Raw genomic sequence first — 24232 nt, 5'->3', positions numbered from 1 at the left:
GGGGATGCGCGTCGGGATCGCCACGACTCTAGTTTTGCTCGGCAGCTTCGAGGCTGCGGTCGCACAAGGTGTTCAGGACGATCCACGGCGTAGACGGCTCGTCTTGCCGTCAATCCGAGAGGCGACCGACTGCATCGCACGTGAGACCCTGAACGAGCCCGGCATCGAGGGCGCGACGAGGCCCGGGCAGTTCCGGGCCGCTCTCGCTCAGCCCATGCGTCGATGCGCCGACGAAGTCGACGCGATGATCGCGGCGCATGACCAAGTCTACTATCCCGGCTACGGCGAGGCTTTTTTCCAACGGCCCTATCTCCCGGACCTCGTGCGGGCCATCCAAAAACGGATCGGTCCCGAACTCGCGCGCCGCGCTTCGGAAGCCGCGGAACGCGCTGCTGCCGCACAACAATCGAACCCTGTCTTCCAGGTCGCCCAGCCGGCTCCGAAGCCCTTCGATCAGAGCGCCGAGCAGGCCAAGCGTGAGGCTGAAGAGCGCGAGAAGCGCGAAGTCGACGCGATGTGGCAACGGGCCCGCCAAGCGAACGCGGCACCCGCGCCTGCACCTGCACCGATGATGAGTACGACAGCCGCTCAGTCGGACCCGAAATCCACCACGACGGACCAATCAGGAGGGGGAGGGTCAGCCCTCGGTGGGTTCGTCGCGCTGGTGATCAGTGTTTTCGTATTGCGCGAAGCGGCCAAACGTCGAGCCAGGAAGCGCCGCTACGACCGCTTGATGGCGAAGTATGGCGACGCCTCAATCGTCGACCGGATCATGGCAGCCGAGATGTGGCAGGGCATGACCGCAGAGATGTTGACCGACTCGTGGGGAAGACCGGTCGATCGTGACCGTGAGGTCTACAAAACCCGGACGACCGAGACCTGGAAGTACGGTCAGACTGGAAAAAACCGCTTCAAGAACCGTGTCGTCGTCGAAAACGACGTGGTCGTCGGATTCAAACAGAGATAGGCCGCTGTTGGGTTTAAGCGGGCGCGGCTCAACAACCGGGCCTTTGTCCCTAGCGGCCCTATTGTCAGAGACTCAGGATCGAGCAAGCCTCTCTGGCCCGACCGTCGTACCCCAAAACCGAGGAGTGGGCGGACACAACCGACAGTTCTGACAATAGGTCAGCGAGGTCGCCCAAACGAAGGGGCCCCGGCGATTAGCCGAGGCCCCTTCCCGACAACGAGCCGTCTGGCCGCGATCAGTACGAGCGCGAGGACGTGGTGGTCGTGGTGGCCATACCCGTCGAGGTCTGCACCGTGGTGGTGGTCGTGTCGCGGTTCGCGCGGTGATGACCGATGGCGCAACCCGCAGCCGCACCGGCGAATCCGTGGCCCACCATGTGACCGGCTAGGCCACCCACCACAGCGCCCTTCAGGCAGCCCTTGGCCTCAGCCTGTCCAAGGCCGGCGACGGCCGTGAGAGCAAGTACAGAAGCAATCGTCGGCGCACGCATCGTGTATCTCGAAGTTGAGATTTCGGCACTCAACGTGCGCTGCGAAAGTCCGTTCGCTCACGCTTTAGCGAGCCGCTGCCTCAATGAGGCGGCGCGGGGCCTCCGGGGCGGCGCGAACGAGGCTAGGGGTCGTCGTAATCTCCGACGCCTGGCGTACAGCAGCCGTCGGGCGCGCCTGCTCGCGGTAGAGTGGCGGCGTGAAATCGATCCGCTCGTCGGCGACGGCCGAGCCGAGGGCCGGCACGACGGCGAGGGCGGCGAGGGCGGCGAGGATGAGGGTGCGAATGGTCATCGTGATCTTCCCTTGTGCTCCGGGGCTACCCCGGTTCGTGAAAGGAAGATGCGCCGCACCGCACCATCATTCAAACAGATCAGATCGATAGTCGATATCGATGAAAACGATATGACGCGCGACCGAGGACGCCATCGCTCCGACGCGGCCAGTCCTCTGCCTCGAACAGAGCGACGATGGCGTCCACCGTTGCGTTGAGCTCCCGCCCACTCAAACATATCCAACGTGCCCGCATCGTCCTGCTCTCAGCCGAGCGTCTAAGCGTCCAAGATGTGGCCCGGCGGGCGAGCGTCGAAGGTCTGCCGCGCGGCAAGACGCGTCCGCCCGGCATGCCGCCACCATTCGACCGAGACGGTGGCCGAGGTCCTGGTGCTGACCTGCTCGGAGCCGCCGGGCGAGGTCACCCACTGGACCGGCCGGGCCGTGGCGCGGGCGGTCAGGATCTCGTTGCGCGCCGTGCAGCGGATCTGACAGGCTCACCGCCTCCAACCGCATCGACTGCGTACGTTCAAGCGCTCGCGCGACCCGGCCTTCGCCGCCAAGGTCGAAGACGGGCACCCATCGAACCTGATCGATGGGTGCCCGCGTCGTCGGCCTCTACATGGACCCACCCACGCGGTGGTGCTGTCCATCGACGAGAAGAGCCAGATCCAGACGCTGGAGCGGACCCGCCCCGACCGTCCGCTTGCCCTCGGCCATCCCGCCGCCCAGACACACGACTATACCCGTCACTACACCACGACGCTGTTTGCCGCCCTCGACCTACTGGCGGGCACCGCTCCGCCCGGCAAGGCGATCCACGCGATCCTCGACAACGTCGCCACCCACAAACATCCGAAGGTGCGCGCCTGGCTCGCCCCGTACCCGCGCTGGACGTTCCACTTCACCTCGACTTCGGCCTCGTGGCTCAACGCGGTCGAGGGCTTCTTCTCAACGCTGGCCCGTCGTCGGCTGCGGCGAGGCTCCTTCACCGGCGTCGTCGATCTGCAGGCGGCGATCAAACGCTACACCGCCGAGCACAACCGGCGCGCCAGGCCTTTCGTCTGGACCAAGCCCGCCACCGATATCCTCGCAGCCGTCAGCCGAGCCCCTGAACCATCCGTCTGAGTCAGTGCACTAGCCGGTTGCCGCGACCGTCCCGGCCTCCTCATGCGGAAGGGCCGCATCCGCGGCCGCGACGCAAAGTCTGAGAAGGTGGCGGGGGATGGAGAGGTCGGTCAACAGCAGGTGGAGGCCGGATGGCAATGGTGTCAGGCGACACGGCAAACTGACCCCCTGACGCCATGAGGACCTGACCCCCTCGATGAGCGAGGAGGTCGAGATGATCAGGAACGAAGATCAGGCTCTTCAGCGGATGGACGATCCGCGGAGGGCCGAGATGAAGACGCCGGACGACGTATCGGCGATGGTGCGGCTGAAGGCGCTGGGCTGGGGTGCCAAGCGGATCGCGACCGAGCTCGGCTGTTCGAAGAACACGGTCAAGCACTGGCTCCGTCAGGGTGATTGGCGTTCCTCTAAAACGCCTTCACGATCGAAGCGGCTCGACGGCTTGACGGACTGGTTGGCCGAACGCTTCCGGCAGCATGCCGGCAACGCCGACGTCGTGCGCCAGGACCTCGCCAACGAGAAGGACATCCACGTCAGCCTGCGCACCGTGGAACGGGCTGTGGCGCCGTTGCGGCGGGACCTGGTGATCGCCGCGCGGGCGAGCGTGCGGTTCGAGACGCGGCCAGGCGAGCAGATGCAGATCGACTTCGGCGAGCGGCGGATCGAGATCGGCGGTGTGCCAACCCGGGTCTCGCTGTTCGTTGCGACGCTCGGTTACTCGCGTCGACTGCACGTGCGCGCCTTCGGCCACGAGCGGCAGGAGGACTGGTTCGCCGGATTGGAGAGCGCCTTCCAGGCGTTCGGCGGTGTGCCGCGTGAGGTGCTGCTCGACAATGCCCGCGCGCTGGTCCTGCACCATGACCCGATCAGCCGCGAGGTCATCCTGCATCCGCGGTTGCACGCCTTCTCCCGGCATTGGGGCTTCCGAGTGCGGGCCTGCGCCCCGTACCGGGCGCGCACGAAGGGCAAGGACGAGCGCGGCGTCGGCTACGTCAAAAGGAACGCTGTGGCCGGCCACCGCTTCGCGAGCTTTGCCGCCCTGGAGGCGCATCTCGATGCCTGGACGCGGGATGTGGCCGACCGGCGCGCGCACGGCACGACCGGTGAGGCGCCGGGCGCGCGGTTCGCCCGGGACGAGGCCCGGGCGCTGCAGCCCCTGGCGGGCGTGCCGCCGTTCTCCGCCGCGCGCGATCTCGTGCGCCGGGTCGGGGCAGACTGCGCGGTCAGCGTCGACGGCAACGCCTACTCGGTGCCGTGGCGGCTGATCGGCGAGCGGGTTCGCGTCACCGTGAGCGGAGCGGTGGTGCGCGTCCACCACGGCGGACGTGAGGTCGCCGTGCACGCCGCGTTGAAGGGGCGCCACGGCCGTGTCGTCGACGATGCCCATCTGGCCGGGCTTGTGGGTAGCCGAGAGCGACCGGCTCACCGGCTCGACCCGTCGCCCATCATGCCGCCGGCGCTGTTGCGGCCGCTGGCCGAGTACGAGGCGGTCGCCGGGGGAGGCTTCTGATGGACCATGACCACCTCACCCTGCTGCTCGACCGCCTGAAGCTGACGGCCATGCGCGATCAGCTCGATAGCCTGATCGACGAGGCCGGCCGGGGCGAACTGACGATCCGTGAGGCGCTGACCCTGTTCTGCGAGCGCGAGGTCGCTCGGCGTGACCAGCGCCGCATCGACATGGCCTTCGGTCTGGCTCGCTTCCCCTTCGTGCGGGACCTGACCGGCTTCGACTTCGGCGCCCAACCCTCGCTGGACAAGGCGCAGATCCGTGAACTTGCCACCGGCCGCTTCATCGCCAATGGCGAGGCGGTGCTGTTCCTCGGGCCGCCCGGTGTGGGCAAGACGCACTTGGCGGTGGCGATCGGGCGCGCGGCGATTGTGGCCGGCTATGGCGTGCTGTTCACCCCGGCCACGACGCTCGTGGCGCAGCTGGCCAAGGCGCATGCTGAGGGTCGGCTGGAGGAGCGGCTGACGCACTACGCCAAGCCGAAACTGCTGATCATCGACGAGCTCGGCTATCTGCCGTTCGAGCCCGATGCCGCGCATCTGTTCTTCCAGCTCGTCAGCCGCCGCTACGAGCGGGGCGCGATGCTGGTGACCTCGAACCGGGCGGTGGGCGAGTGGGGAAGCGTGTTCGGCGATGCGGTGGTGGCCACCGCGATCCTCGATCGGCTGCTGCACCACAGCCACGTCGTCACCATCCGCGGCGACAGCTACCGGCTTCGTGAGAAGCGTCGCAGCGGCCTCCTGCAAAAGGCGGCTGCGGTCCCCCAACCCACACCCGTCTAGGCGTGGGAAATTAGCATGGGGGTCAGATCCTCATGACGCGAAGGGGTCAGTTCCGGGGTTCTTCCGCATGTTCGGTGCTGAGCGCCTTGTGAAGCGTTGATCCCTTGGGTGGCGGAGGGAGAGCGCGATGCGGATCTCGAACCCGTTATTGCCCTCGGTTCCAGAAGGTGTGCAGGTCGACGAGCTTGCGCTGGACGCCGATGCGCTGACGATCACGGCCAGGACGACCGCAGCCCGCGCAGCCTGCCCGCAGTGTGGGCGATGGTCGGCCCGGGTGCATAGCTCGTACTGGCGAACCCTCCAGGACCTGCCCTGGCAGGATCGCTCGGTCACGTGGCGGGTGAAGGTGCGCCGCTTCCGCTGCAGCCATTGTCCGGGCCGCATCTTTGCCGAGCCTGTTCCCGGCCTCGCCCGTGCGAGGGCACAGCGCAGCGATCGCTTGGCCGAGGCGCAGACCGATATCGGCATGGCGCTCGGCGGCGAGGCCGGCGCCCGCCTGTCGCGACGGCTTGCCATGCCGGTCAGCGGCGACACCGTCCTGCGGCTGATCCGCCGTTGCAAGAGCGCAGGGTGCGCGTCCGCGCGTGTGGTCGGGATCGACGACTGGGCTTGGCGGCGGGGCCGGCGCTACGGCACAATCGTCTGCGATCTGGAACGGGGTCGCGTCCTTGATCTCCTGCCCGGCCGCGCCTGCGAGCCCGTGCGGGATTGGCTCGCTGCGCATCCCGACATCGCCGTCGTCAGCCGAGATCGAGCAGGGCCGTACGCCGAGGCAGCGCGGCTCGGCGCGCCGCAGGCGATCCAGGTCGCGGACCGCTGGCACCTTCTCGTCAACGCTTCCGAGGCGCTGCGTTCACTCGTCGAGCGGCATCAGGCAGAAATCCGGGCGGCCGCCCGCCAGGCAGCGTTCCAAGACGCTCCAGCCGCCATCGTCGCGCTCGCTCCTGCTGACCCGCCTCCGGAGCAGGATACTGGGCACGGTGGCGGCCGGCGGCGACAGCGCTGCGAGGCGGCGCTACGCCTGCACGGTGAGGGCGTGGCGATCAAGACGATCGCGCGCACGCTCGGCGCCTCCCGCAACAGCGTACGACGCTGGCTGCGCGTGGGGGCGTTCATGCCCTATCGCCGGGCACCGACCCCAAGCCGGCTCGATGCTTATCTGCGCTTTGTCGAGGCGCGCTGGCAGGACGGTCAGCACAACGCGGCGAGCCTGTATCGCGAGCTTCGCGCCACCGGCTTCGAGGGCGGCTACGAGATCGTCCAGCGCTGGGCGAAGCGACGGCGTCGGGGCCTTCCAACCCGACCGCCCTCGGCCCGCATCCCGTCGACACGCCGCATCGCGCGATGCCTGACAAGCGATCCGGCCAGCCTCCCGCCTGCGGATCGCCGCTTCATCGTAGCGCTGTGTGGTCTTGCGCCCAGGCTGCAGGCCGCGGCCGAGCGGGTACGCAGCTTCGGGGCAATCCTGCGCGCTCGCGATCCGGCCGCATTGAAGCCGTGGCTAGAGGCGGCCGCCGCCAGTGAACTCGGCGGCTTCGTCGCCGGGCTGCGGCAGGACGAGGCCGCTGTCCACGCGGCCATCGGCGAGCCGTGGAGCAACGGATCGGTCGAGGGGCAGGTGAACCGCCTGAAGCTGATCAAGCGCTCCATGTACGGCCGCGCCGGGCTCGACCTGCTCCGGCAGCGCGTCCTACACGCCGCATGAGGCGGACCAGAACCCGCCCGACAAACCAGACAGAGCACCTCCTACCGTCAGCACCGAACATGCGGAAGAACCAGTTCCGGATGTCGCTTGATAAATAGAACCGATTCGACCTCGCGGCGCTCCTGATCGGGCACGGGTTTGTGCGCCTGCCCGGCTCCACCAGCGGCACTTTGGGATCGTAGACCTTCTGGTTTTTGGCGATCCCCACCGCTCAGGCCGGGCCGCGCGCGTCGAGGCCTGACCTGAGACGTGCGCTGCAGGCGCCGCCAGCATCGGCCAGATCCGAGCCGAAGCGCACATCCTCGGTTCGGAGGTAGGCGAGTTTGCGCAACGCAATTTTGACCTTGCTCTGCGGCACGCCTGCCGTTCACACCGCCTCGGGTCTGCAGCCCGCTTTGCCCTACGGATCCAGAAGCAAGCAACGGCTTATGTATAAGGACGATCACATCATTCTCCGCCGCCGCATCCCCATAAGTTCCGCAGACAGATCATAGCGACCTTCGATAGCCAAGCGCACAAGCTTGCGGAAATAACCTCCAGGATTCTGGATTCGATGCGCACCACTTCTGACATCGTCTTCGTGAAGCTGAGCGACGATCAAAACCATTACCGCAGCACGCAGGCGCCCAAGCCCAGAACACGCCTCGGACCACGCTGAAGAATGGGCGCCGATCGAAGCCCGGAGGTCCGTACCTAAAATCATGATCGTTTCTGGAGTAAGCGGCTGGCCAGGTGCGAAATCGTGCACAACGGGACAAGCTTCAGCAATCAGCGCGGCTTCGAGAGGCATATCCATTCGTTCGGTTTGGCGAACGGCCTCAGCTTCCTTCGGGAAGCCTTGTTTACAAGCCTCGCTGGATAATTCGTTGTTTGTTTCTAAGTGCGGGCGGGATTTGCCGGCACAGGCGGCTATCATAAACCGTTCCTCTGCGTGCAGCCGTAATTCTCCCCAGGCGTCGAGAAGCTGTGCGGTGAGATCGCGGCCGGATCTGCGTTTTGGCGAGAGCGTCTCCAATTCGCTTGCTTGAGCGGTGAGATCCTGCACCGACGTCTCAGGATAAGACGCCGCCAAGCCCGCCAGTGCTTCGGCGACCGCACGACGGCAGACCGTGAGATGATCGAAGGAGCGTCGCCTAACTTCCTCTTCGGCTGCCATTGCCCGAAGAAGCTCGGTCCATTCACCGGCACGTGCGACGACCGGTGTAAGATCGAAGCCGAAGGCATCGACGATCGTGCCATCCGGAGTGCGGATCGCATAGCGTTTGCCGTTTGCGGAATCCTTCGGGGTTACGACTTCGAGCTGAATAAGATCGCGCAACGCATAGCGCACAGCTCGTTCGGACAGGCCTGTGCGCTCCGACAGCCGTTCGTTGGACGGCCAAACAAGGAGTCGCGACCAGGGCTGCTCACCCCAAACGGCCGCGAGTTCCGCCAAGACCTGACGTAACGCAGGACGCATGCGCAACGCTTTCGCGGCATCACGAGCGTGTCCCGCGAGTTCGCGCCTGGAGATCGTCCGCCCCTCATCGAGCGCACGACCTCGGCCGGCGAGAGCGGCGCGCGAAAGCGGCCGTCCACCGGTATGAACACTCTCCACCCTGACCCTCCTTTTAGGAGGCAAAGCAGGATCGTTCACCCGTCAGGGTGTCATTGACCGGCCATTTGGAGGAGGATACAAGAGAGGTGCGAATCGCTCCGCAGCCTTCCTCCGGACGGCTATGTGGATCCAGAAAGGCCTCGAAGCTTGCCGGCTTCGGGGCCTTTTCGCTTCGCCGTTACGACATCGTTTTCTCCTTCGCGAAGGAAGAGGCGAGCGCCCAATCGACCGCTTCAGAACGATTCTTGAACCGTCCCTCCTCGATCGCTTGGTCGATGAGATCCCGAGTTTGGGCCGACAGCCAGACGCTCTGCTGCACCATGCCCTTTTGCCGAAGAGCATCGCGACGCCGAGCCTGCCGGCGACGGTCGCCGGCGGTGAGTTCTGCCAACCGTTCCTCTGCGGTCATCGGAAAGCACCCGATTCTGCCCACGTGACGACCCATGTGGGCCGATTCGGGTGAGCGGGGCAACGCCATTCCTTTGATTCATTCCTTCCAGGAAGGCACGAACGGTCAGTTCCGTGTGGAAATTATCGATTCACCGAAGAATCGTCGCTCGTCGTTCCTTCAGCTGCCGTTGATTCCGCAGCTCATCCGCGCGCTCGCCGGAATCACCGAAGCGATCCGGCTCCGGTCTTGACCAGCAAAATTCAGGATGCCTTCGATACCGACACCGAACGCACGAAACTCGTCCTCTCCTCTGATGGAGGACATCGGCGCCCCGCGTGGTGACCGTCGTGGTTCACGATCGGCATCGCCGTCGCCCAACCGCCCAAGGCGCCTCCAGCCCCGAACTTGGCAGACCCGTCAGTGCGAGATCGAAGCGGGGTTCGACAAAGGCCCTGGGATATTCTTCATGTCGGGGCGGACCTGCAGATGGCAGCCATTCCCGCACTTCGCACCATCGTTCAAGCAGAGCGTTCGCAGGCGCAGAAGTCGAGGAACCAAGAATGGTGCGCGAAGGGTCCTCAGGGAGGCTCATCATCTTGTGCCCTAAGATCATTGGCCATCATCACGGATCCGGGGCATAAGGCCGGGCAATCTGAACCGAAAAGTGATATGAAGCGGCTCGCCGGAAGAACGGCGCCGGCATGGGCAGGCCGCGCGCGATGAGCATGGCCGCCACATCGGAGTGCCCTCGTGCACAAAGTCTTGCTCGACCTTGGAACTTGGCCAGTCGCGAACGGCGTGCGCTACATTTCTTTCAGGAAACCAACTTGCGAATATAATCGGCCGCCTTGCCGATCCCCGAGATCACCTCGCAATCGTTGACCCGCTCTAAGCTTACTTGTGGCCGCGTCACCAGTACGTGCAGCGGCACCTCGGCGAGGAATGTATCGCAATAGCTCAACGCAACGGCAGCATGCTGGAAGTCGAAATAGTCGTTAGGCTTGAACTTGCGCTCCTTGTCCCAGCGCATGCTGGCATGGATCGCCGCCTCGACATGCAGGGAGCGAAGCTCGCTTCGATGTTCGGGCTTCTTCATCGCTTGGTAAAGCAAATTTTGTCCGACCTTGACCACGGCCGCGCGATCTTCGGGAGTCCCTTGGAGTGGTCGCCCGGCCTCCTTGCTCGCCATCTCGGCGAGCACGTCCGCCACGGCTTCGGCCGCCAGTTCGATAGCTCCCCGGAGTTCGATGTCGTAGGTTCCCTCGAAGCTTTTCAGCTCGTCTCGATGTTTCTGGTTCTGGTCATTCGTCTCCGAGCTCAAGCGGCGAAACCCGTCGCCCTGTGAGCCGGTATCTCCTATCGCGTCCACGATAGCGGCCAACGGCTGCTCCCACAAATGATCGTACAACTTCCGTTGGAGTTCCAGCTGCGCTTCCGGATTGAGTCCTGGGATTTCCGGGTAATGTTCACCCAGCACATAGGCAACTTTGGTCCAGATCAGTTCCTGCATCGAGAAGAGTCTCGTCTCTCCCTTGGCCTTAAGCAGGAAGCGGTGGATCTCAGTTCGCCGAAGAACCTCCGGATTGACCACTGTCACCCCAAGACTCAGTTCGTCAATCATCTGGGCAGTCGCCCGCCGACGTGTCGCCGTAAACGGCTGTTTTATGAGTTCCAAGAACATGCTCGCGCTGATCGGGCAGATTAATTTGCCGGCGCGTACGCCACGCATAAGAAAATGCAGCAGTTTGCGTTCCGGCGCGCCCGTACGCACACCCAGCTCGGTGTCTCGCAGCACGATCCAGAAGCAGGCATCGAGATAGACCTTGTGGCGCCCCATGATGCGACGGCCGAGGTCGACTTGGCGGGCCCGGTTGTATTGCTTGATGCTCAACCAAAACCCTCCGGACAAAACGGCGGCCTATCCTGCGGTCGGGGAAGGACTACCCGTCCACGGAGCCGGCACAAGGGTCAATCTTGCGCCATGACCATCGCCGCACTGGTCGACGCAGCAGGCTGACACGGCTGGTGTCAATTCCCCGCCTGAAAGGAGAGGGCTTCCCGGTCGAGCTACGCGGCAACCCGCTCCCTTGGTAACCGAAGGCCGTGTCTCAGCCCGAATGCCCGATCCCGAATGATCTGCGCTGCGGAGACATCGCGGTCTAAGCCGCAACCGTAGGCGCAGACATGTCTATGCGACCAAAGCTGCTTCGCCGCGATCGAGGCGCGTGTCGGCCTTGCATCGTTCTTCACCGACCACTTACGCGCAGTCGGTTATCCCGTCGGGACTCAAAGGACGCTCTCAAGGAAACAGATCGTGCGAAGCAGAGGAGGAGGATGGCGACCACCCGCACGAAGGATCGACGCCGACGGCAACGAGCCGCCGAAAGAATTCCACCTCTCGAGCTTGGTCGACCACGCATGACGAAGATCGGCGTCGCCCGCGTCCGTCCGGTGCAACTCGCCTTCCAGGGCATAGGGCCCTTTCGTGGCACCCGTCCGGCTATCGTGAATTTCGTCGGCGCTCACACCGACAATCCGTCCTACGCCACACCGGATTCGCTACCCGGAAAATCTGAATGGCGACCACCGGACGACTACTCCAGGAGCAGGCCCCATCCGCGGATCTACCTGCTGCTCGGAGCAGGCGTGGCGGACGCTCCGACCATGCTCGGCAGCATATACGGGCTATTCGATTTGCTTTCGTCTCGACCCAGCGGCCCACTCGCGCTCCGCGACGGAGAATGGGTGACGCCGGACGCGACGGTCCAAATGGACCTTCTCGTCGATCTCATCCTCGATGGGGTGCCCAGAGAGGTGATGCTTACGCTATGGTACGGCAGTCGACAGCCTCCTGTGGATTGGGCTCCGCTCCTTTCGGACGGAAAGGCCTGGGCCGCGAAGGAATGGGCTCGGATCGGCTTCTTCCCGATCGGCAACGCACATGACGAGATAGTAGACGAACTCGGGGCGAAGCTGCTGACGGCCTTCCGCGCTGCCGAAGGAACAGAAACGGGACCACGCGTTGGCTTCGGTCCGATTCGACACTCGGTGGCGGGCTGTCCGCTCCCAATGCCTGGCGCCTGCTTGTTCGAGCCCCGGAGGCCGGGACATTTCCCCGGGTACCGGCCGGCGCACCGTTTCACGACCGATCTGGGCATCATGCTGTCCGATTTGCGCGAGAGCGGCTGGCATCCCTCGTCTCGCGAAGGCTTCGACGCGATCGTCAGGCGGGAGATCCGCCTGCTCACCAGTCGCGAACCGGATCATCCATACTGGGAATGGTACGGTGGCGAAGCCGCGCACCCGGGATCGACCGGGCTCGAAGAATTCGAGAGAAAGGCCTTGACCGTCGCTCTGGCGACATCACTTCGCGCGACCCGCGACACGATCCTGCTCGCGCACGGCCTCGATCTCTCCGTAGGGCCTCACGAGCGGGATGCTTTCGGGGAAACCTTAGTGCGCCTTGTCCGATCACGGCCTGGAGCGACGTTTGTCGCGTCCGTACAGTCCCTTGCCGTCGCCAAGGCGATTTGCCTGAGTGCCGAGAGGGCTGGCTTGGCCGCCGGCGGTACCTTTGCCATCGGCGTTCTAAAGCGATGATTGATCTCCATGATTACCACTGGGGCTCGCGGAGTGCAGTTCCGCCGGACCCGATCATACGCATCTACTGCGAAGGAGCGGAGGACCAGCGCCTCTATTCGCAACTCCTCGGCCCGTCCCTGGGGAGGTGGATTCGCTTCGTGGGCCCACCGAACGATCAACTCACCGGAGCGCCGGTTAAAACTGGGAGTGGGGGTGCCAACAGGATGGCACGATTAGCTCGCAAGCAGGCTCAGGATGGAGGTCACATCAAAGGCGGCGTATACAATGCTTATTGCCTGCTTGACGGCGAGGAACGGCTCCGAGCAGGCGGACGTCACGTCTACTGCAAATTTACCGACCTGATAATACATCGGCAAGCTTTTGAATACGGGCACATGAGACACCGTCAACACCTTGCGTTTGAACATGAGGATCTCAATCATGTTCTATTTCTTAATTGCAATGAACTTGAGAATTTATACTTCCTTTATTCGGACGCATGGACTTGGATGGAAGCAGAATGGGACCGGCCTCGAAGCATGAACGGTGAGCTTCTAGGCGCCGACGACCTTTGGCACATTCTTCATCGAGCAGTAGTCGTAGCTACCGTCGAGCGACCATTCAAGCGCTTCTGCGGAAGCACATCCGAACGACGCAAAACTCTTATGTCTGATTTCTTCAGAAAAGACCGTCCGATTTTACCGCTTGCGGAAGAAGCAGCCACACTGATGCAAGACGAGCTTGAGCCATATATTGCGCAACACGCTTTAGCGGATTTAGAAAAGGCCATGCTACTGCTGAAGAAGGGCAGGGGATACGTACAATCCCGCTCACAGAAACTCCTCAGAATGTGTAACGGTGAGGTTCTGTACAATCTCGGCTTCAAAAACCCGGCCGCCTGGCGCGACACCCTCGCTGCCGAGCTGATCGCGAACGGCTTCGCGGCGGAATTCCAGATGGGTTTGGCGTACGCCCTGATGGGACCGGGCCGTATTCTCGACAGCTTTGGACACCGGGACAAACGCGAGCGGATCCAGTTCGGTTTTGGTCAAGCGCGCCTTGTCGCCACGCTAAGGCGCGGGATTCCGGATCAACGCAGGCGCCGCAGGTTCCCGATCAATCACATCGGCTACTGCTTCCCATAGACGCAGATCAGTTTTGATGTTCAGATCTCGAGGCATGACGGTGATGCCGTAGACGTAGACCCGCTCGGCCATCCTATCGAGGATCGCGAGGCTGCATTCGCTCAAACTATCGTAGACGATATCATTGGCGGGGAACATGCGACCAGCGATGTTCTGCGCAATCATATATCCTCCAGAATCCCCCCGGTTCATTGCTGGAGCCGGAAAGTAGTAGCCGTGAGGCCAACGCCCGAAATCATGGCCGTCGAAAATGGCGTCTGTGACCGGAACGAACGGTATGTAGTCGCCATCCTCCATCCGCTTTCTGAGATCCAAGCCTCGCTCGAGTTCATTTCTGCGTCCGTTTCGGATCTCCGCCGCGAGGTCATCAGGTATCTCGTCGTCGTTGTGCAACGCGTGCATGAAGCCGCAGCGCCATCCAAAGTCGGCCCTGCTGGCTTCGTACGGACAGTCGAAATCCTGGACGACCGTCAGGCTGCCGTTGTGGGTGCGGATCCGGATGCCGAAGCGCACGCCCGCCCCACCGTCGAACACGACAGTGTGGACGAAGCCGCGCGGGAAACGCTCCCAGTCGTCGACGTCCTCCGGACTTGCGATTACGAGCTCCATCGGCGTTGGGAGGCGAGGCACCATCCGTTGGGTTGCGATCAGATCCCGGCCTGCGATCAATGTGTGTTCCGACTTGATGGTCAGCTGAAGCGGCATGAACCCTCGCAACCGTCGCAAAGTATTATCTAGGCCCAAATACCTAGACGAGACAACGTGTTTCCGATACGCTGCGCGTTAGGTCAATGGGGGGTTTAGCGAAAGACTCGTCCCCATCTTTTCGCAAATCCCCCATGTGCGTAACGTTAGATCGCACGGCAAAAATACGTTTTTTAAGAGAGGTTTAGAGCTATCAACAGGGCGTCTACGCACCCAATTGCCCTCTGCAATCACCAACCGAGCCAGGGCAGATAGAGCTCGCTCATATAAAACTGAAAAGCCAGCCAGGATGACACGTTCTTATGACTTTAAACCTATTTTGAAGAAAGATACGCGTTGCATCCATCCAAAAGACCAAAATCGCTTGAATCTATACCTGTTAGATTGTTGTTTATCCATGATAACAAGTTATTGATAGATAATATTGCGGGTCTATCATTATTTAATTCGAATCATTTGCTCGACGTCGTGACCGCTTGAGCGAACCCGGACATCCCGGGCGGAGCATCGCGCGCGTCTTCGGAAACCGGTCGTCCGCGCCTTGAACCGCGCCGAGTTTCCCGGAGGCCCCCACTCTTGCGAGGATGGAGCCATGACGAAGCGCACCCCACCGTTTTCTCCTGAGGTCGGGAGGGTTCGGTGCAGATGGTGCTGGAACACCAGGATGAGCACGACTTGTAAGTCAGGCGCGATCCGCTCCATTGCGACCAAGATCGGTTGCTCGGGCGAGACGCTGCGCAACTGAGTCCGACAGGCCGAGCGCGACAAAGGCGTTCGGGCCGGGCCGACCACGGACGAACGCGTACGGATCAAGGCTCTGGAACGGGCGGTGCGCGAACTGCGGCAAGCCAACGAGATCCTGTGAGAGGCGAGGGCGTATTTTACTCGGGCGGAGCTCGACCGCCGGTTTCGGTCATGATTGCCTTCATCGACGATCACCGGGAGACCTACGAGGTCGAGCCGATCTGCAGTGTTGGCTTCGTTCACCTCGACGTAGGCCGCCCCTACGTGATCGCATTAGGGCAATCTGGCACGGGCGCCGCGCGCACGAGGCGCAGGAGGGTGTCATCGCTCACCGGCATGGCGAGGCGCCGTGCCAAGCGAGCGGCGGGAGCGCGACTGAGAACGAGGCCGAGATGTCGCTGAAGATCGCGTAGGCGATCGGAGCGTCTGGCATGGGACCGGTCGACAGGCTCGACGCTCTCGTCAAAGGTCCGTCGTTGACAGGCCGCCTTGAGGCAGAGGAAGCATCGCAGCCGAAGCCGCAGGAGAATGCCCCGAATGAACCGCGCCGGGTTTCGCGGAGGCCAATTGGTTTGGGTCAGGCAGCCAAGGCTTGCACCGCGGCTTGAGCAAAGTAGCGCGCCTCGGCCTCGGCGGGAGGCATGTTGCCGATCGGATCGAGCACGCGGCAAGTGATGAACCAATCGACCCATTCGAGGGTGGCGAACTCGACGGTCTCCAAGGATCGCAACGGCCCACGGCGATAGATGACTTCGGCTTTGAACAGGCCGTTGAACGTCTCAGCCAGGGCATTGTCATAGCTGTCGCCGACGCTTCCGACCGAGGGCTCGATGCCCGCCTCCGCCAGCCGTTTCGTGTAGCGCAGAGCGAGGTATTGGGAGCCTGTCGCTATGGTGCACGAGCTCACCGCCCCGGAAGGGCCGGCGCTCGTGCAGAGCCTGCTTCAGGGCATCGAGCACGAAGGCGGCATGGGCGGTCCTCGACGCCTGCCAGCCGACGATGCGCCGGGCATAGGCGTCGATCACGAACGCCACGTAGACGAAGCCGGCCCAGGTCGCGACGTAGGTGAAGTCGCTGACCCACAGGGCGTTCGGACGCGGCGCTTTGAACTGACGGTTCACCCGGTCGAGCGGACAGGCCGCCGCGGGATCGGGGACGGTGGTGCGGACCTTCTTGCCTCTCACGACGCCCTGCAGCCCCATGACCCGCATCAGCCGGGCGACTGTGCAGCGGGCAACCGCGATCCCTTCCCGGCCGAGTTGCCGCCAGACCTTGCGCACCCCGTAGACGTGGAAGTTCGCCTCGAACACGCGCCGGATCTCGACGATCAGCGCCGCGTCCGAGCGAGCCCGAGCCGGCAGCTTGCCGGGATCAGCATGCCGCGCGGCATGGGCGTGATAGGTGGACGGGCCGTTCGGCAACACGCAGCAGATCGGCTCGACCCCGTAGGCCTCCCGGTGATCGTCGATGAAGGCGATCATGTCCGCGACCGGCGGTCGAGCTCCGTCATCGCAAAATAGGCCGACGCCTTCCTGAGGATTTCGTTGGCCCGCCGGAGTTCGCGGTTCTCGCGCTCCAGCGCCTTAATCCGCTCGCGCTCGTCCGTCGTTGGCCCGGCCCTCTGGCCCTGGTCGCGCTCGGTTTGACGTACCCAGTTCCGCAGCGTCTCGCCCGAACAGCCGATCTCGGCTGCGATCGAGCGGATCGCCCCATATTGCGAGCCGTGCTCGCCCTGGTGGTCGAACACCATCCGCACCGCGCGTTCCCGGACCTCAGGCGAAAAGGGTGTGCTGCGCTTCGTCATGGCTCCATCCTCTCAGGAGTTGGAGCCTCAGGGAAACCCGGCGCGGTTCAGTCGCGACATGCTCCGACAATACCGCGCTCGAACAGGCGCGGGTCTACCGCGACCTGGAACAGAGACTCGCCGAGGCGCAGCGCATGGGGCGCAAGTGGCAGGTTCGGACGATCCAGGCCAAGATTGCCAACCGGCGAGTGGATCGCGCCCGTAAGATCACGATCGGCGACGTGTCGGCCTCGGCGATGGCAAGGACCCGGATGGCGAAGACCGTGCTCGACGCCGGGTGGTCGACGCTACGCGGCATGCTCCGGTAGAAAAGCGATCACGCAGGGGTAGCCTACGTCGAGGTGAACGAAGCCGACACGACGCGGACCTGCTCGTCCCGTCGGTGCCTCAGTGGACCCACGGGGCTGGCCGGTCTCAGCATCAACGGTGGACGTGCAGCGATTGTGGGTCAGAACACGACCGCGATCAGAGCGCTGCCCGAAACATCGCTCGTCTCGGGTGTGAGACGCCGTCCCCGGCCGGGCACGGAAGCCTCGCCTTCTGAGACGGGAAAACATCACGTAAACGACCCGTCAGGCAGTGGCATTACCTCCCACCAAGTAGGTGAACCGGCTCGTATCCAAACCGGCAACCGTGGGCGATTGAACGGTCTCCAAGGCCTCCAGAGCAACCGACCATAACCCACTGATCACCATCCGTCGGATGGCTTGATGGATCCCTCTTCTCGCGAACGGGGCAGGCAATGAGATGAGGCCTTGTCCGGTCCTAAGGGCGAATAACGCCGCATCCAGAAGCAGACGTGCGTCAGCATATTTGGGGATTAACGGGTAGACGATTCTCCAATCTTCATCCGTCAACCCGAAAATATTACTTTGTGCTTTAAAAGCCAAATGCTGCATAATCTCGGCCTTCGAAGCACCGCCGTTTGATTTTCCGACACAGGTACGACCTATCGTCCTTACAGGGGCATAGGTACTGGATCCATCATGCTCGGTGCGATCAAAATGCTGGATCGCATCGGGCTCAGCCAGTTCAGCTTCATCGACATCGGACAAAAACCCGGCTGCAGACGCCTGAATTTGAAGAGTAAATCCCCCGTCCAAATTCTTTTGAATATCTACACGTTGTATGAGACGACGCAGCGTTGAAATCAACAACCAATCTTCCTTTGTCTGCGCAACGAAGGGCATTCGGATCAACAACTCGTCGATCTCTCTGCGCAGAGACGCGAGATCACTGAGGGATAAATCTGGGGCAGACCCGGGTATCGTGAGACAGGCCAACTTTGTCTCGCAATCGCTTCTCTCTTCGACGTATCTGTCTCGACTCCGGAAGTCGTCCTTGCTCAATGCGCGGCCAGCCTCTGCGATAGCGTCCGTCAAGCCATCAATACGCCTTTGAAGTTTTTCTATTCTAGCCTCAAGAAGGCTACGTTCTTTCATAATGCTCTGCCGGGCCTCGGCGAGCCCAATCGTATACTGTTCCGCATAGAGAGCGAGCGCTTCGAATGAAACGACGTCATCACGGATCGCCCTCAATATCTCGGCGTCGATACGGCCTGCGGAGATGGATCCGTCAGAACATGTACCAGCATTGGCGTTCGTGCAGAGTAGGGCCCGATACGGAGAAAGTCGGGAACCGAATCCGCTATTCATCTTGGCGCCGCAAGAACAATAATATCTACTATGAAAAATGTCAGTCGATTTTGTACTGCACCTCTCCCTATTAATTTCAGAACGCCGTTTAATTGAAACTTCCTTCAGGCGCCGCTGCACTCTAAGCCAAAGTCGGTTGGAAACGATTCTCCATATGTCGACCCTGACGGTAATCCATTCGCGTGGATCACGAGCCACTAACATACGACGCCCGGAGGTTTTCACAACCATGACTCGGCCGTAGACGCTCAGGCCGATGTACTTCGGATTTCTCAGAATACCAGTACCTTCCGACAAATTCCCTCTGATGACTGTACCGGTCCAGAGTCCACCCCTCGGACTGGGAATTTTATTCCTGTTCAATATACCAGCTATGTTAATCGGGGCAACGCCACGCGCAAAAAGATAAAATATAAGCCGGACAACCCTAGCCTCATCTCTATCAACAACAAGGACACCTTTTCTCCGGCCGCGGCCATATCCGTACGGAGCTGGACTGACACTCCGACCCTCATGAGCGGCCGCTTTTATAGCGTCGCTGGTATCAGCAAGTATCTTTTGACGCTCTTTCATGGCAAACAAGCCAAGGATCAAGTTCTTGATCTCGTCGAGATGCCCGTAGCCATTGTCTCCCGTAATATGGATCTCGACACCGAGTTCAGTGAATTCTTCAAATAATATTGCCTGATGAGATGCGCGGCGAGAGAGACGATCGTAGCTACGGATTAGTATTTTCGAAATAGCGCCCTGACGCGCCAGCTCTCTAATTTCGAGCAAGGCCTTCCTTTCTTCAAGTTCGTAACCGCTAATGGCGCGATCAGCAAACAGATACTGCTCGTTCCTGAGCTGAATATGATGTTTTTTCGCATAGGCCAAGCACTTCGCTTCTTGAACGCCTATGGTATTTTCTTTCTGAGATTTTGTAGAAAAGCGCGCGTAAATTACAGCTACGTCTGCAATCAAGCGTTTCGGGCGAGGAGGCGCAATTCCGCGCATATAATCCTCGATCAAAAGCAGATCGTCTTTAGTTGCAAAATTTAGATATTCAGATTTTTTGACACAAGATCTTGTTTTCATAACAGCACCAAAGGCGACAACACTCAGAGATGATTAGGATAGTTGGCCCTAATCACATTGATCGATAATGAGTTTATATATTTAAATTATTGGAGTCGCGTAGTTTGATATTGAACCACGCCGTGCCCGTCCTAGAATATCACGTATTTCCTTTGACCCCTTTGTTCGCAAGATTTTGAAAAATCTTGCGCGTAGGGGTGTCGAGTGAATCCTAGTGATGGCGGCGGCTACCGCGTGATATCGTTCTGGAAGCATTTCCGGCCGCATGCGTGTAACTTCCAGAAAGTACATTCCCTCTGCAATTTGGGCGGCATCTTCTTCAGGCAACATCTCCGGAAGGAAAAGGTGCTTGACTACTGTCCAATCGATAGCGGACAGTCGAAAGTCCCCGCGCTCGCTTCGAGCGTGATGGGCGAGTACAACTTCCGGGTACGCGAGGGGCGACTTGGCCGGACGAGGAAACGAACGTTTAACCCATCGCGGATCAGCCGAAAGACGCTGCTGAAGAGGCAACTCGGAAAGGCCTGGTATTCCGACAAGTAGGTGCAGATCATAGCTCCGTCCTGCACCGTCGAGATCGACTATGACTGCCGGAACTAGTTGTCGCAGTCGTTCGATAATGGCTGGGTTGATCGTTCCGAATCGAAGATCCGGTAGCTGGCGCAACATCTCGATGATCGCTCCGCGCAGTTCATCGTCAGTTTCCGGCGACGGAGTAATGTCCTGTATCGATAGCTTCAATGGCTCAAGGGCTTGAATAAGCTGGATTTGGCGCATTTCGAGTTTGTGGCGCTGCGCGATTGCCGAAAGAGAATTCGCTTCGAAACCGAGATCCGGATCCTGCTCCATTCTCCGGTCAATTGCTTGTATTTCGTCGGTTATCGCCTCACGTTCTACTTTGGTCGCATCCCACCGTGCTTCCCACCCGTCATTCCTAATCCGATCCCATTCAGCTAAACAGTCCGGCGCTAGGAGTTCGTCGATAACAAACAGCAAGACTCGCCGTGCGATCTCGGACGTATGGATCTCCCAAGATGCATCGCAGCCGCCACTGAAGTTCCGTGTTCTGCACACGGCGACGTCGGAAGCGCGTTTGCGAAGTGGATTCATCAGACCGCCGCACCGACACCGTATCTCAGGTGTTACGAACGGTGCCGGCTTCGTTCCCTTGTTCTCCCGCGCCACAGGTTTGTATTTGGCCACGACTCTGTCGAAAAGGTCCGGATCTATGATTTCCAACGAAGGCACTGATATATCATCCGAGCCATCAGTCTTCGCAGGTCTGTACAAGCCTTTCAGGAGCGGATTTCTGAGTATCGAAAATTTCTGAAATGGATTGGCCCACAGCTTGCCTTGAGGCGGGGCGACCCCGTCCCGGTTCAGACCGCGCATGACCGTCATAGGCAGAGCGCCCGCATCCATCTCGGCGAAGGCGCGCTGGATAACGGCAGCCTGTTCCTCGTTGATCTTTAAAAATGGCCACTCATCGATACGTTCGTATCCATATCGTTCGTGACTTGCGATGAGCAGGCCGGCCCGGTCGGCTTCCCGCCGGCCGCCTTCCAAGCGCTCTCTTATCATGGCGTGATCGACCTGGGCTTGATAGCCGCCAACGATCAACGCCATGTCGTCGATGGGCCCCTGACCGGCAATGTGCAATGCTATGCGATGATTTTTGAAGAACTCGTCCAGAAGGACGGCGTCGCGGTGACTACGGGTGACCCGGTCGACGCCTTTCGCGACGATCACATCAATTGAACCCGCAGCAACAAGAGCGAGAAGTTTGCGGAGTCCTTCTCGACCGGCCATAGTTCGTCCGGACCGATGCCGGTCTATGAACACATGGCATTTTAAGTCGCACGAGGCTCCGATGGCATCGCAATGCTCGGTAGCCTTCTGGAGCTGGATACCGATGCTGTCATCATCGGGATCGGTGATCGAGCGCCGGGCGTAGATAGCTGCTCTCAGACATCCGATATCGACTGTTTGTGCGTCGGGATGCCCGCCGATCTGTTCGATAAGTGGCGCTAGAAGCGCATCGTCGCGACTGTCGATTGTGTTGTCGTCCATGGCGTAAGATCCTCAGGAGATCCCTCGCAGGCAGCCTTTATCCCGCGCTGGAAATGCTCCGATCGTGAGTGTGAAACACGGTGCGTAGTCGCAGGCGTGCTACGCACTCGCTCGCTGTGGCGCACTCGACGATTAAGGGACATCGCTGGATCCTTATCAGATGGGGATTCGGATTTAGGCCATAGGCCCGTGGATTTCAAATGCCTGATAGCTCACCACGGTTCAAGTGCTACAAAAAAACTCATTTTTCTTGACTCTCGCAATCTCATTCATCGCGTTTCGAGCTTACGCGACCGCCGTCGTCGAACGGCTTGGAGGCGAGATCTTGATAGTCACTGGATTCCAGTTCGTGGGTTCGAACCCTGCTACCTGTGCCAATCTCGTTGCGACATCTGGGTTGCAAACTGCACCAGCGCTCGTAGTCGAGCCGAGCCTTCCATCGCGCAAGAGCGACGACAAAGCTCCGCTCGGCAGCACTCAGGGTGCGCCGCCGCCGAGACGACGCGTTTTTGTCGGGAGCAGAAGCCATGTGAACCCCTTCTAGTCGCGTAGGCGAGCACAACGGTCTGGCTTCAGTAGCCAGCACGAATAAAAACATGTTCGCTTCGTGTTGGAAATATTGTATGCTTAATTGACGACGATCCGCGACATCAAACTATTAATACGCAAACAAATAACTCGGGCTTTGGCGGTAGGGTGCCATATTGGCGTCGATACTCTAGCCAAAAGTCTTCCGATAGAATTGCGAGAACATCTAGATAAATACTGATGAAAGCCATATGGTATTCTGATGTTCCAAATCTAAAACGACAATGTATCCATCGACCGAAACTATGTATATATGCATAACTCTTAATCTTCTCGAATTCCAAGACGATAAAATCTGGATAGAGTACGAGCGTAGTTCCTATCTGGATTCAAAGTAATAAGTTGACTCGTATAGCACATTCGCCCGTCCGATAAGATCGGATGGCCATGTACTATGCCTGTAAGATGTGGTACCGGCCGGAAGAAAAATTTCCAGCCGTAAAGAATCGGAGAATCTTTTAAAAGCATTTCGTCCGGATGTATGCCTCTAGCAATGGGCTCTAGATCTTCGGCAAGCCGTCGGTACCGAGCCGCCTCTTTAGCAAGACGTGGAAATGGTCCGGGACCGATATTTAGTATCGACATACGTTCCTCCTTTCGCATATTTCCTAGAGATGCAAGTCCGACTCGTTCCGGCTGATCCGGCCAAGCAAGTCCTCGATCTCTCGGCACGTTAAGGATCGGCGCTTGAGAAGGGCCTGGGCCAGACGCGTGAGATCGCGACGTCTTGAGATCAGCAACTTGAGGGCCGTCGCAGATGCGGTGCGAAGAGCCTGCTCGATCCGGTTATCTACGAGGGGAGGGGTTCCGATCGCATCGTGCACGGCAAGAGTGCTGCCGAGTCCCCAGCGAACGTGCATGTCGCGTGCGAACCTCGAGGCCAGCGACAAGTCGACTGCCGCGCCCGCCGATGGCGAATCGAACAATATGATTTCAGCAGCGCGTCCGGCCATGAGCACAGCGAGAACGTTCCCCATTGTTTCTCGCGTCACGAGGCTCGGCATCCGAAACCCCATGTAGCCGTCGCCTCCCTGCCCAGGGGAGCACAACACGAGATCGCCGATCGGAAGGCTAAGGACCCAGCCCGCAACCGCATGACCTGCCTCGTGGATGGCAGTTCGCCACTCCTCTTCGGCGGAAAGCTCGTCGGCTGATCCTGCGATCTCCTGCAAGAGATCGGCTTCTTCCAATGCGCGACCGGCGCGGCGCGCTCGACCGCGGGCACGTCTGACCCACGCGGCGCAGTCCGCACCAGTCCCGCCGAGCGCCCTCCTTGCAGCTTCAATCAGGTCAATTCCCGGAAGATCCGGCGCCAAATGGTGTCGTAGGATCGAAGCGAGGTCTGAAAGCGAAGGAGCTTCGATCGTGATCTGCCGGTCAAACCGGCCTGATCGCAGGATCGCAGGATCAATCCATCCCGGGTTGTTGGTTGCGCCGACCAGCAGCACGCCCTCGCGGCCACCGTCGCCATCGAGGCATTCGAGGAAGCCGTTGATGACCTGGACGCCGTAGTGATGGTTGTTGCGTTCGAGCTTGCGCCTATCGCCGAACGAATCGAGCTCGTCTACGAGTGCGACGCATGGCGCGACTTTCTTCGCGTTTTCGAAGAAGGCGCGCATGGCTTTGAGCGTCGTTCCGAGATGTGCCTCGCCTTCGGCCTGCCACTGGGCAAGCGATCCGGCCACGATTGGGACGTCCGCCTCCCTCGCGATCGCTGCCGCGAGCAATGTCTTGCCTACGCCTGGCGCGCCGGTGACGAGTGCCCCCTGCTCGCAGGACGACCAGGGCTGGCCGCGGATGTACCCTCTGAGATCGGCTGCTGCGGCAAGTCCCCATTCGGCTGCAGCACCGTAGCCGTGGAGCTCGGATAGTCGCGGCGTCTTGCTTGCCAGCGGCAGCGTGCTTCTCCGCTCCAATACGAACCTCATACCAACTCTCATTGATCAGAACCTATGAGCCCAAGCGCGCAGTCCGATGGACATGATGCGCCAGGGCTGGTCGATGAGGCGCCGCCACGCATC

At 60.9% G+C, this 24232-nt stretch carries 20 protein-coding genes, 4 pseudogenes and 2 other annotated features; of the genes and pseudogenes, 11 read left to right on the top strand and 13 right to left on the bottom strand.

What is annotated here, in order from left to right; genetic code table 11:
- The first annotated feature begins 4 nt into the window (after window positions 1-4).
- Window positions 5-967 (top strand): hypothetical protein, encoded by a 963-nt coding sequence (locus ACQKQD_RS32510; protein ID WP_427510765.1) that lies wholly within the window; start codon window positions 5-7, stop codon window positions 965-967.
- Window positions 968-1202: 235 nt separating this feature from the next.
- Here ACQKQD_RS32510 and ACQKQD_RS32505 read toward each other — a convergent pair whose 3' ends face one another.
- Window positions 1203-1457: a hypothetical protein gene (locus ACQKQD_RS32505; RefSeq protein ID WP_427510764.1), complete on the bottom strand. Its 255-nt coding sequence runs from the start codon at window positions 1455-1457 to the stop codon at window positions 1203-1205.
- Window positions 1458-1521: 64 nt separating this feature from the next.
- Window positions 1522-1749: a hypothetical protein gene (locus tag ACQKQD_RS32500; protein WP_427510763.1), complete on the bottom strand. Its 228-nt coding sequence runs from the start codon at window positions 1747-1749 to the stop codon at window positions 1522-1524.
- A gap of 176 nt (window positions 1750-1925) precedes the next feature.
- On the opposite strand from ACQKQD_RS32500, the pseudogene ACQKQD_RS32495 reads away from it, so the two are divergent.
- The 4 genes and pseudogenes from ACQKQD_RS32495 to ACQKQD_RS32480 all read left to right on the top strand — a co-directional run bounded on the left by ACQKQD_RS32495 (window position 1926) and on the right by ACQKQD_RS32480 (window position 6853).
- Window positions 1926-2856, top strand: a pseudogene (locus ACQKQD_RS32495) (transposase).
- Between the two features lie 271 nt (window positions 2857-3127).
- Window positions 3128-4366 carry an IS21 family transposase gene (gene istA / locus ACQKQD_RS32490; protein WP_085986773.1) on the top strand — a complete coding sequence of 413 codons (1239 nt, stop codon included), beginning with the start codon at window positions 3128-3130 and terminating at the stop codon, window positions 4364-4366.
- Window positions 4366-5148 carry an IS21-like element helper ATPase IstB gene (istB, locus tag ACQKQD_RS32485; protein WP_170861908.1) on the top strand — a complete coding sequence of 261 codons (783 nt, stop codon included), beginning with the start codon at window positions 4366-4368 and terminating at the stop codon, window positions 5146-5148. Before istA ends, istB begins: the two co-directional genes overlap by 1 nt.
- Before the next feature lie 148 nt (window positions 5149-5296).
- Window positions 5297-6853: an ISL3 family transposase gene (locus ACQKQD_RS32480; protein ID WP_427510772.1), complete on the top strand. Its 1557-nt coding sequence runs from the start codon at window positions 5297-5299 to the stop codon at window positions 6851-6853.
- A gap of 95 nt (window positions 6854-6948) precedes the next feature.
- On the opposite strand, the pseudogene ACQKQD_RS32475 reads toward ACQKQD_RS32480, so the two are convergent.
- From ACQKQD_RS32475 to ACQKQD_RS32465, 3 genes and pseudogenes are all read right to left on the bottom strand, one after another.
- Window positions 6949-7240: pseudogene (locus tag ACQKQD_RS32475) on the bottom strand (IS701 family transposase); the annotation flags it as partial.
- Between the two features lie 55 nt (window positions 7241-7295).
- Window positions 7296-8450 (bottom strand): plasmid replication protein RepC, encoded by a 1155-nt coding sequence (repC, locus tag ACQKQD_RS32470; RefSeq protein ID WP_427510762.1) that lies wholly within the window; start codon window positions 8448-8450, stop codon window positions 7296-7298.
- Window positions 8451-8628: 178 nt separating this feature from the next.
- Complete coding sequence (locus ACQKQD_RS32465; protein WP_427510761.1) at window positions 8629-8859, bottom strand: hypothetical protein; 231 nt, start codon at window positions 8857-8859, stop codon at window positions 8629-8631.
- 34 nt (window positions 8860-8893) lie between these two features.
- Here ACQKQD_RS32465 and ACQKQD_RS32460 point away from each other — a divergent pair, with 34 nt between their 5' ends.
- Window positions 8894-9091, top strand: a complete 198-nt coding sequence (locus tag ACQKQD_RS32460) for a hypothetical protein (protein WP_427510760.1) — start codon at window positions 8894-8896, stop codon at window positions 9089-9091.
- Window positions 9092-9655: 564 nt separating this feature from the next.
- On the opposite strand, the gene ACQKQD_RS32455 is transcribed toward ACQKQD_RS32460, so the two are convergent.
- Window positions 9656-10732, bottom strand: a complete 1077-nt coding sequence (locus ACQKQD_RS32455) for a hypothetical protein (protein WP_427510759.1) — start codon at window positions 10730-10732, stop codon at window positions 9656-9658.
- Window positions 10733-11259: 527 nt separating this feature from the next.
- On the opposite strand from ACQKQD_RS32455, the gene ACQKQD_RS32450 reads away from it, so the two are divergent.
- Window positions 11260-12441: a hypothetical protein gene (locus ACQKQD_RS32450; RefSeq protein WP_427510758.1), complete on the top strand. Its 1182-nt coding sequence runs from the start codon at window positions 11260-11262 to the stop codon at window positions 12439-12441.
- Between the two features lie 215 nt (window positions 12442-12656).
- Here ACQKQD_RS32450 and ACQKQD_RS32445 read toward each other — a convergent pair whose 3' ends face one another.
- Window positions 12657-12866 (bottom strand): hypothetical protein, encoded by a 210-nt coding sequence (locus ACQKQD_RS32445; protein WP_427510757.1) that lies wholly within the window; start codon window positions 12864-12866, stop codon window positions 12657-12659.
- 96 nt (window positions 12867-12962) lie between these two features.
- Here ACQKQD_RS32445 and ACQKQD_RS32440 point away from each other — a divergent pair, with 96 nt between their 5' ends.
- Complete coding sequence (locus tag ACQKQD_RS32440) at window positions 12963-13568, top strand: hypothetical protein (protein WP_427510756.1); 606 nt, start codon at window positions 12963-12965, stop codon at window positions 13566-13568.
- On the opposite strand, the gene ACQKQD_RS32435 is transcribed toward ACQKQD_RS32440, so the two are convergent.
- The gene (locus ACQKQD_RS32435; protein WP_427510755.1) at window positions 13494-14273 is read right to left on the bottom strand and encodes a hypothetical protein; all 780 of its coding nucleotides are present in this window, start codon (window positions 14271-14273) and stop codon (window positions 13494-13496) included. The two genes, ACQKQD_RS32440 and ACQKQD_RS32435, sit on opposite strands and share 75 nt — an antisense overlap.
- Before the next feature lie 592 nt (window positions 14274-14865).
- On the opposite strand from ACQKQD_RS32435, the pseudogene ACQKQD_RS32430 reads away from it, so the two are divergent.
- Window positions 14866-15248: pseudogene (locus ACQKQD_RS32430) on the top strand (IS3 family transposase); the annotation flags it as partial.
- Window positions 15147-15264, top strand: a sequence feature (AL1L pseudoknot). It overlaps the preceding pseudogene by 102 nt.
- A 330-nt stretch (window positions 15265-15594) precedes the next feature.
- On the opposite strand, the pseudogene ACQKQD_RS32425 reads toward ACQKQD_RS32430, so the two are convergent.
- Window positions 15595-16821, bottom strand: a pseudogene (locus ACQKQD_RS32425) (IS3 family transposase).
- Window positions 16424-16540: a sequence feature (AL1L pseudoknot), on the bottom strand. Its footprint overlaps the pseudogene before it by 117 nt.
- A gap of 134 nt (window positions 16822-16955) precedes the next feature.
- Here ACQKQD_RS32425 and ACQKQD_RS32420 point away from each other — a divergent pair.
- Window positions 16956-17129 carry a hypothetical protein gene (locus ACQKQD_RS32420; protein ID WP_427510754.1) on the top strand — a complete coding sequence of 58 codons (174 nt, stop codon included), beginning with the start codon at window positions 16956-16958 and terminating at the stop codon, window positions 17127-17129.
- Entirely contained in the window at window positions 17099-17365 is a 267-nt protein-coding gene (locus ACQKQD_RS32415) for a zinc ribbon domain-containing protein (RefSeq protein WP_427510753.1), read from the top strand. The genes ACQKQD_RS32420 and ACQKQD_RS32415 overlap by 31 nt, the downstream gene beginning before the upstream one ends.
- Before the next feature lie 28 nt (window positions 17366-17393).
- Here the strand turns inward: ACQKQD_RS32415 and ACQKQD_RS32410 are convergent, their stop codons facing one another.
- The 4 genes from ACQKQD_RS32410 to ACQKQD_RS32395 form a co-directional block, all read right to left on the bottom strand.
- Entirely contained in the window at window positions 17394-19553 is a 2160-nt protein-coding gene (locus tag ACQKQD_RS32410; RefSeq protein ID WP_427510752.1) for a recombinase family protein, read from the bottom strand.
- Window positions 19554-19634: 81 nt separating this feature from the next.
- Window positions 19635-21623, bottom strand: coding sequence for a recombinase family protein (locus ACQKQD_RS32405; protein ID WP_427510751.1), 1989 nt, complete (start codon window positions 21621-21623; stop codon window positions 19635-19637).
- Window positions 21624-22475: 852 nt separating this feature from the next.
- Entirely contained in the window at window positions 22476-22796 is a 321-nt protein-coding gene (locus tag ACQKQD_RS32400) for a DUF6634 family protein (RefSeq protein WP_427510750.1), read from the bottom strand.
- 23 nt (window positions 22797-22819) lie between these two features.
- The gene (locus tag ACQKQD_RS32395; RefSeq protein ID WP_427510749.1) at window positions 22820-24139 is read right to left on the bottom strand and encodes an AAA family ATPase; all 1320 of its coding nucleotides are present in this window, start codon (window positions 24137-24139) and stop codon (window positions 22820-22822) included.
- Window positions 24140-24232: the final 93 nt, after the last annotated feature.

It is taken from the genome of Methylobacterium sp. NPDC080182 (assembly GCF_050281105.1).
In the GTDB taxonomy this organism is placed as follows: domain Bacteria; phylum Pseudomonadota; class Alphaproteobacteria; order Rhizobiales; family Beijerinckiaceae; genus Methylobacterium.
This window is presented reverse-complemented; position numbering and strand designations above follow the sequence as displayed.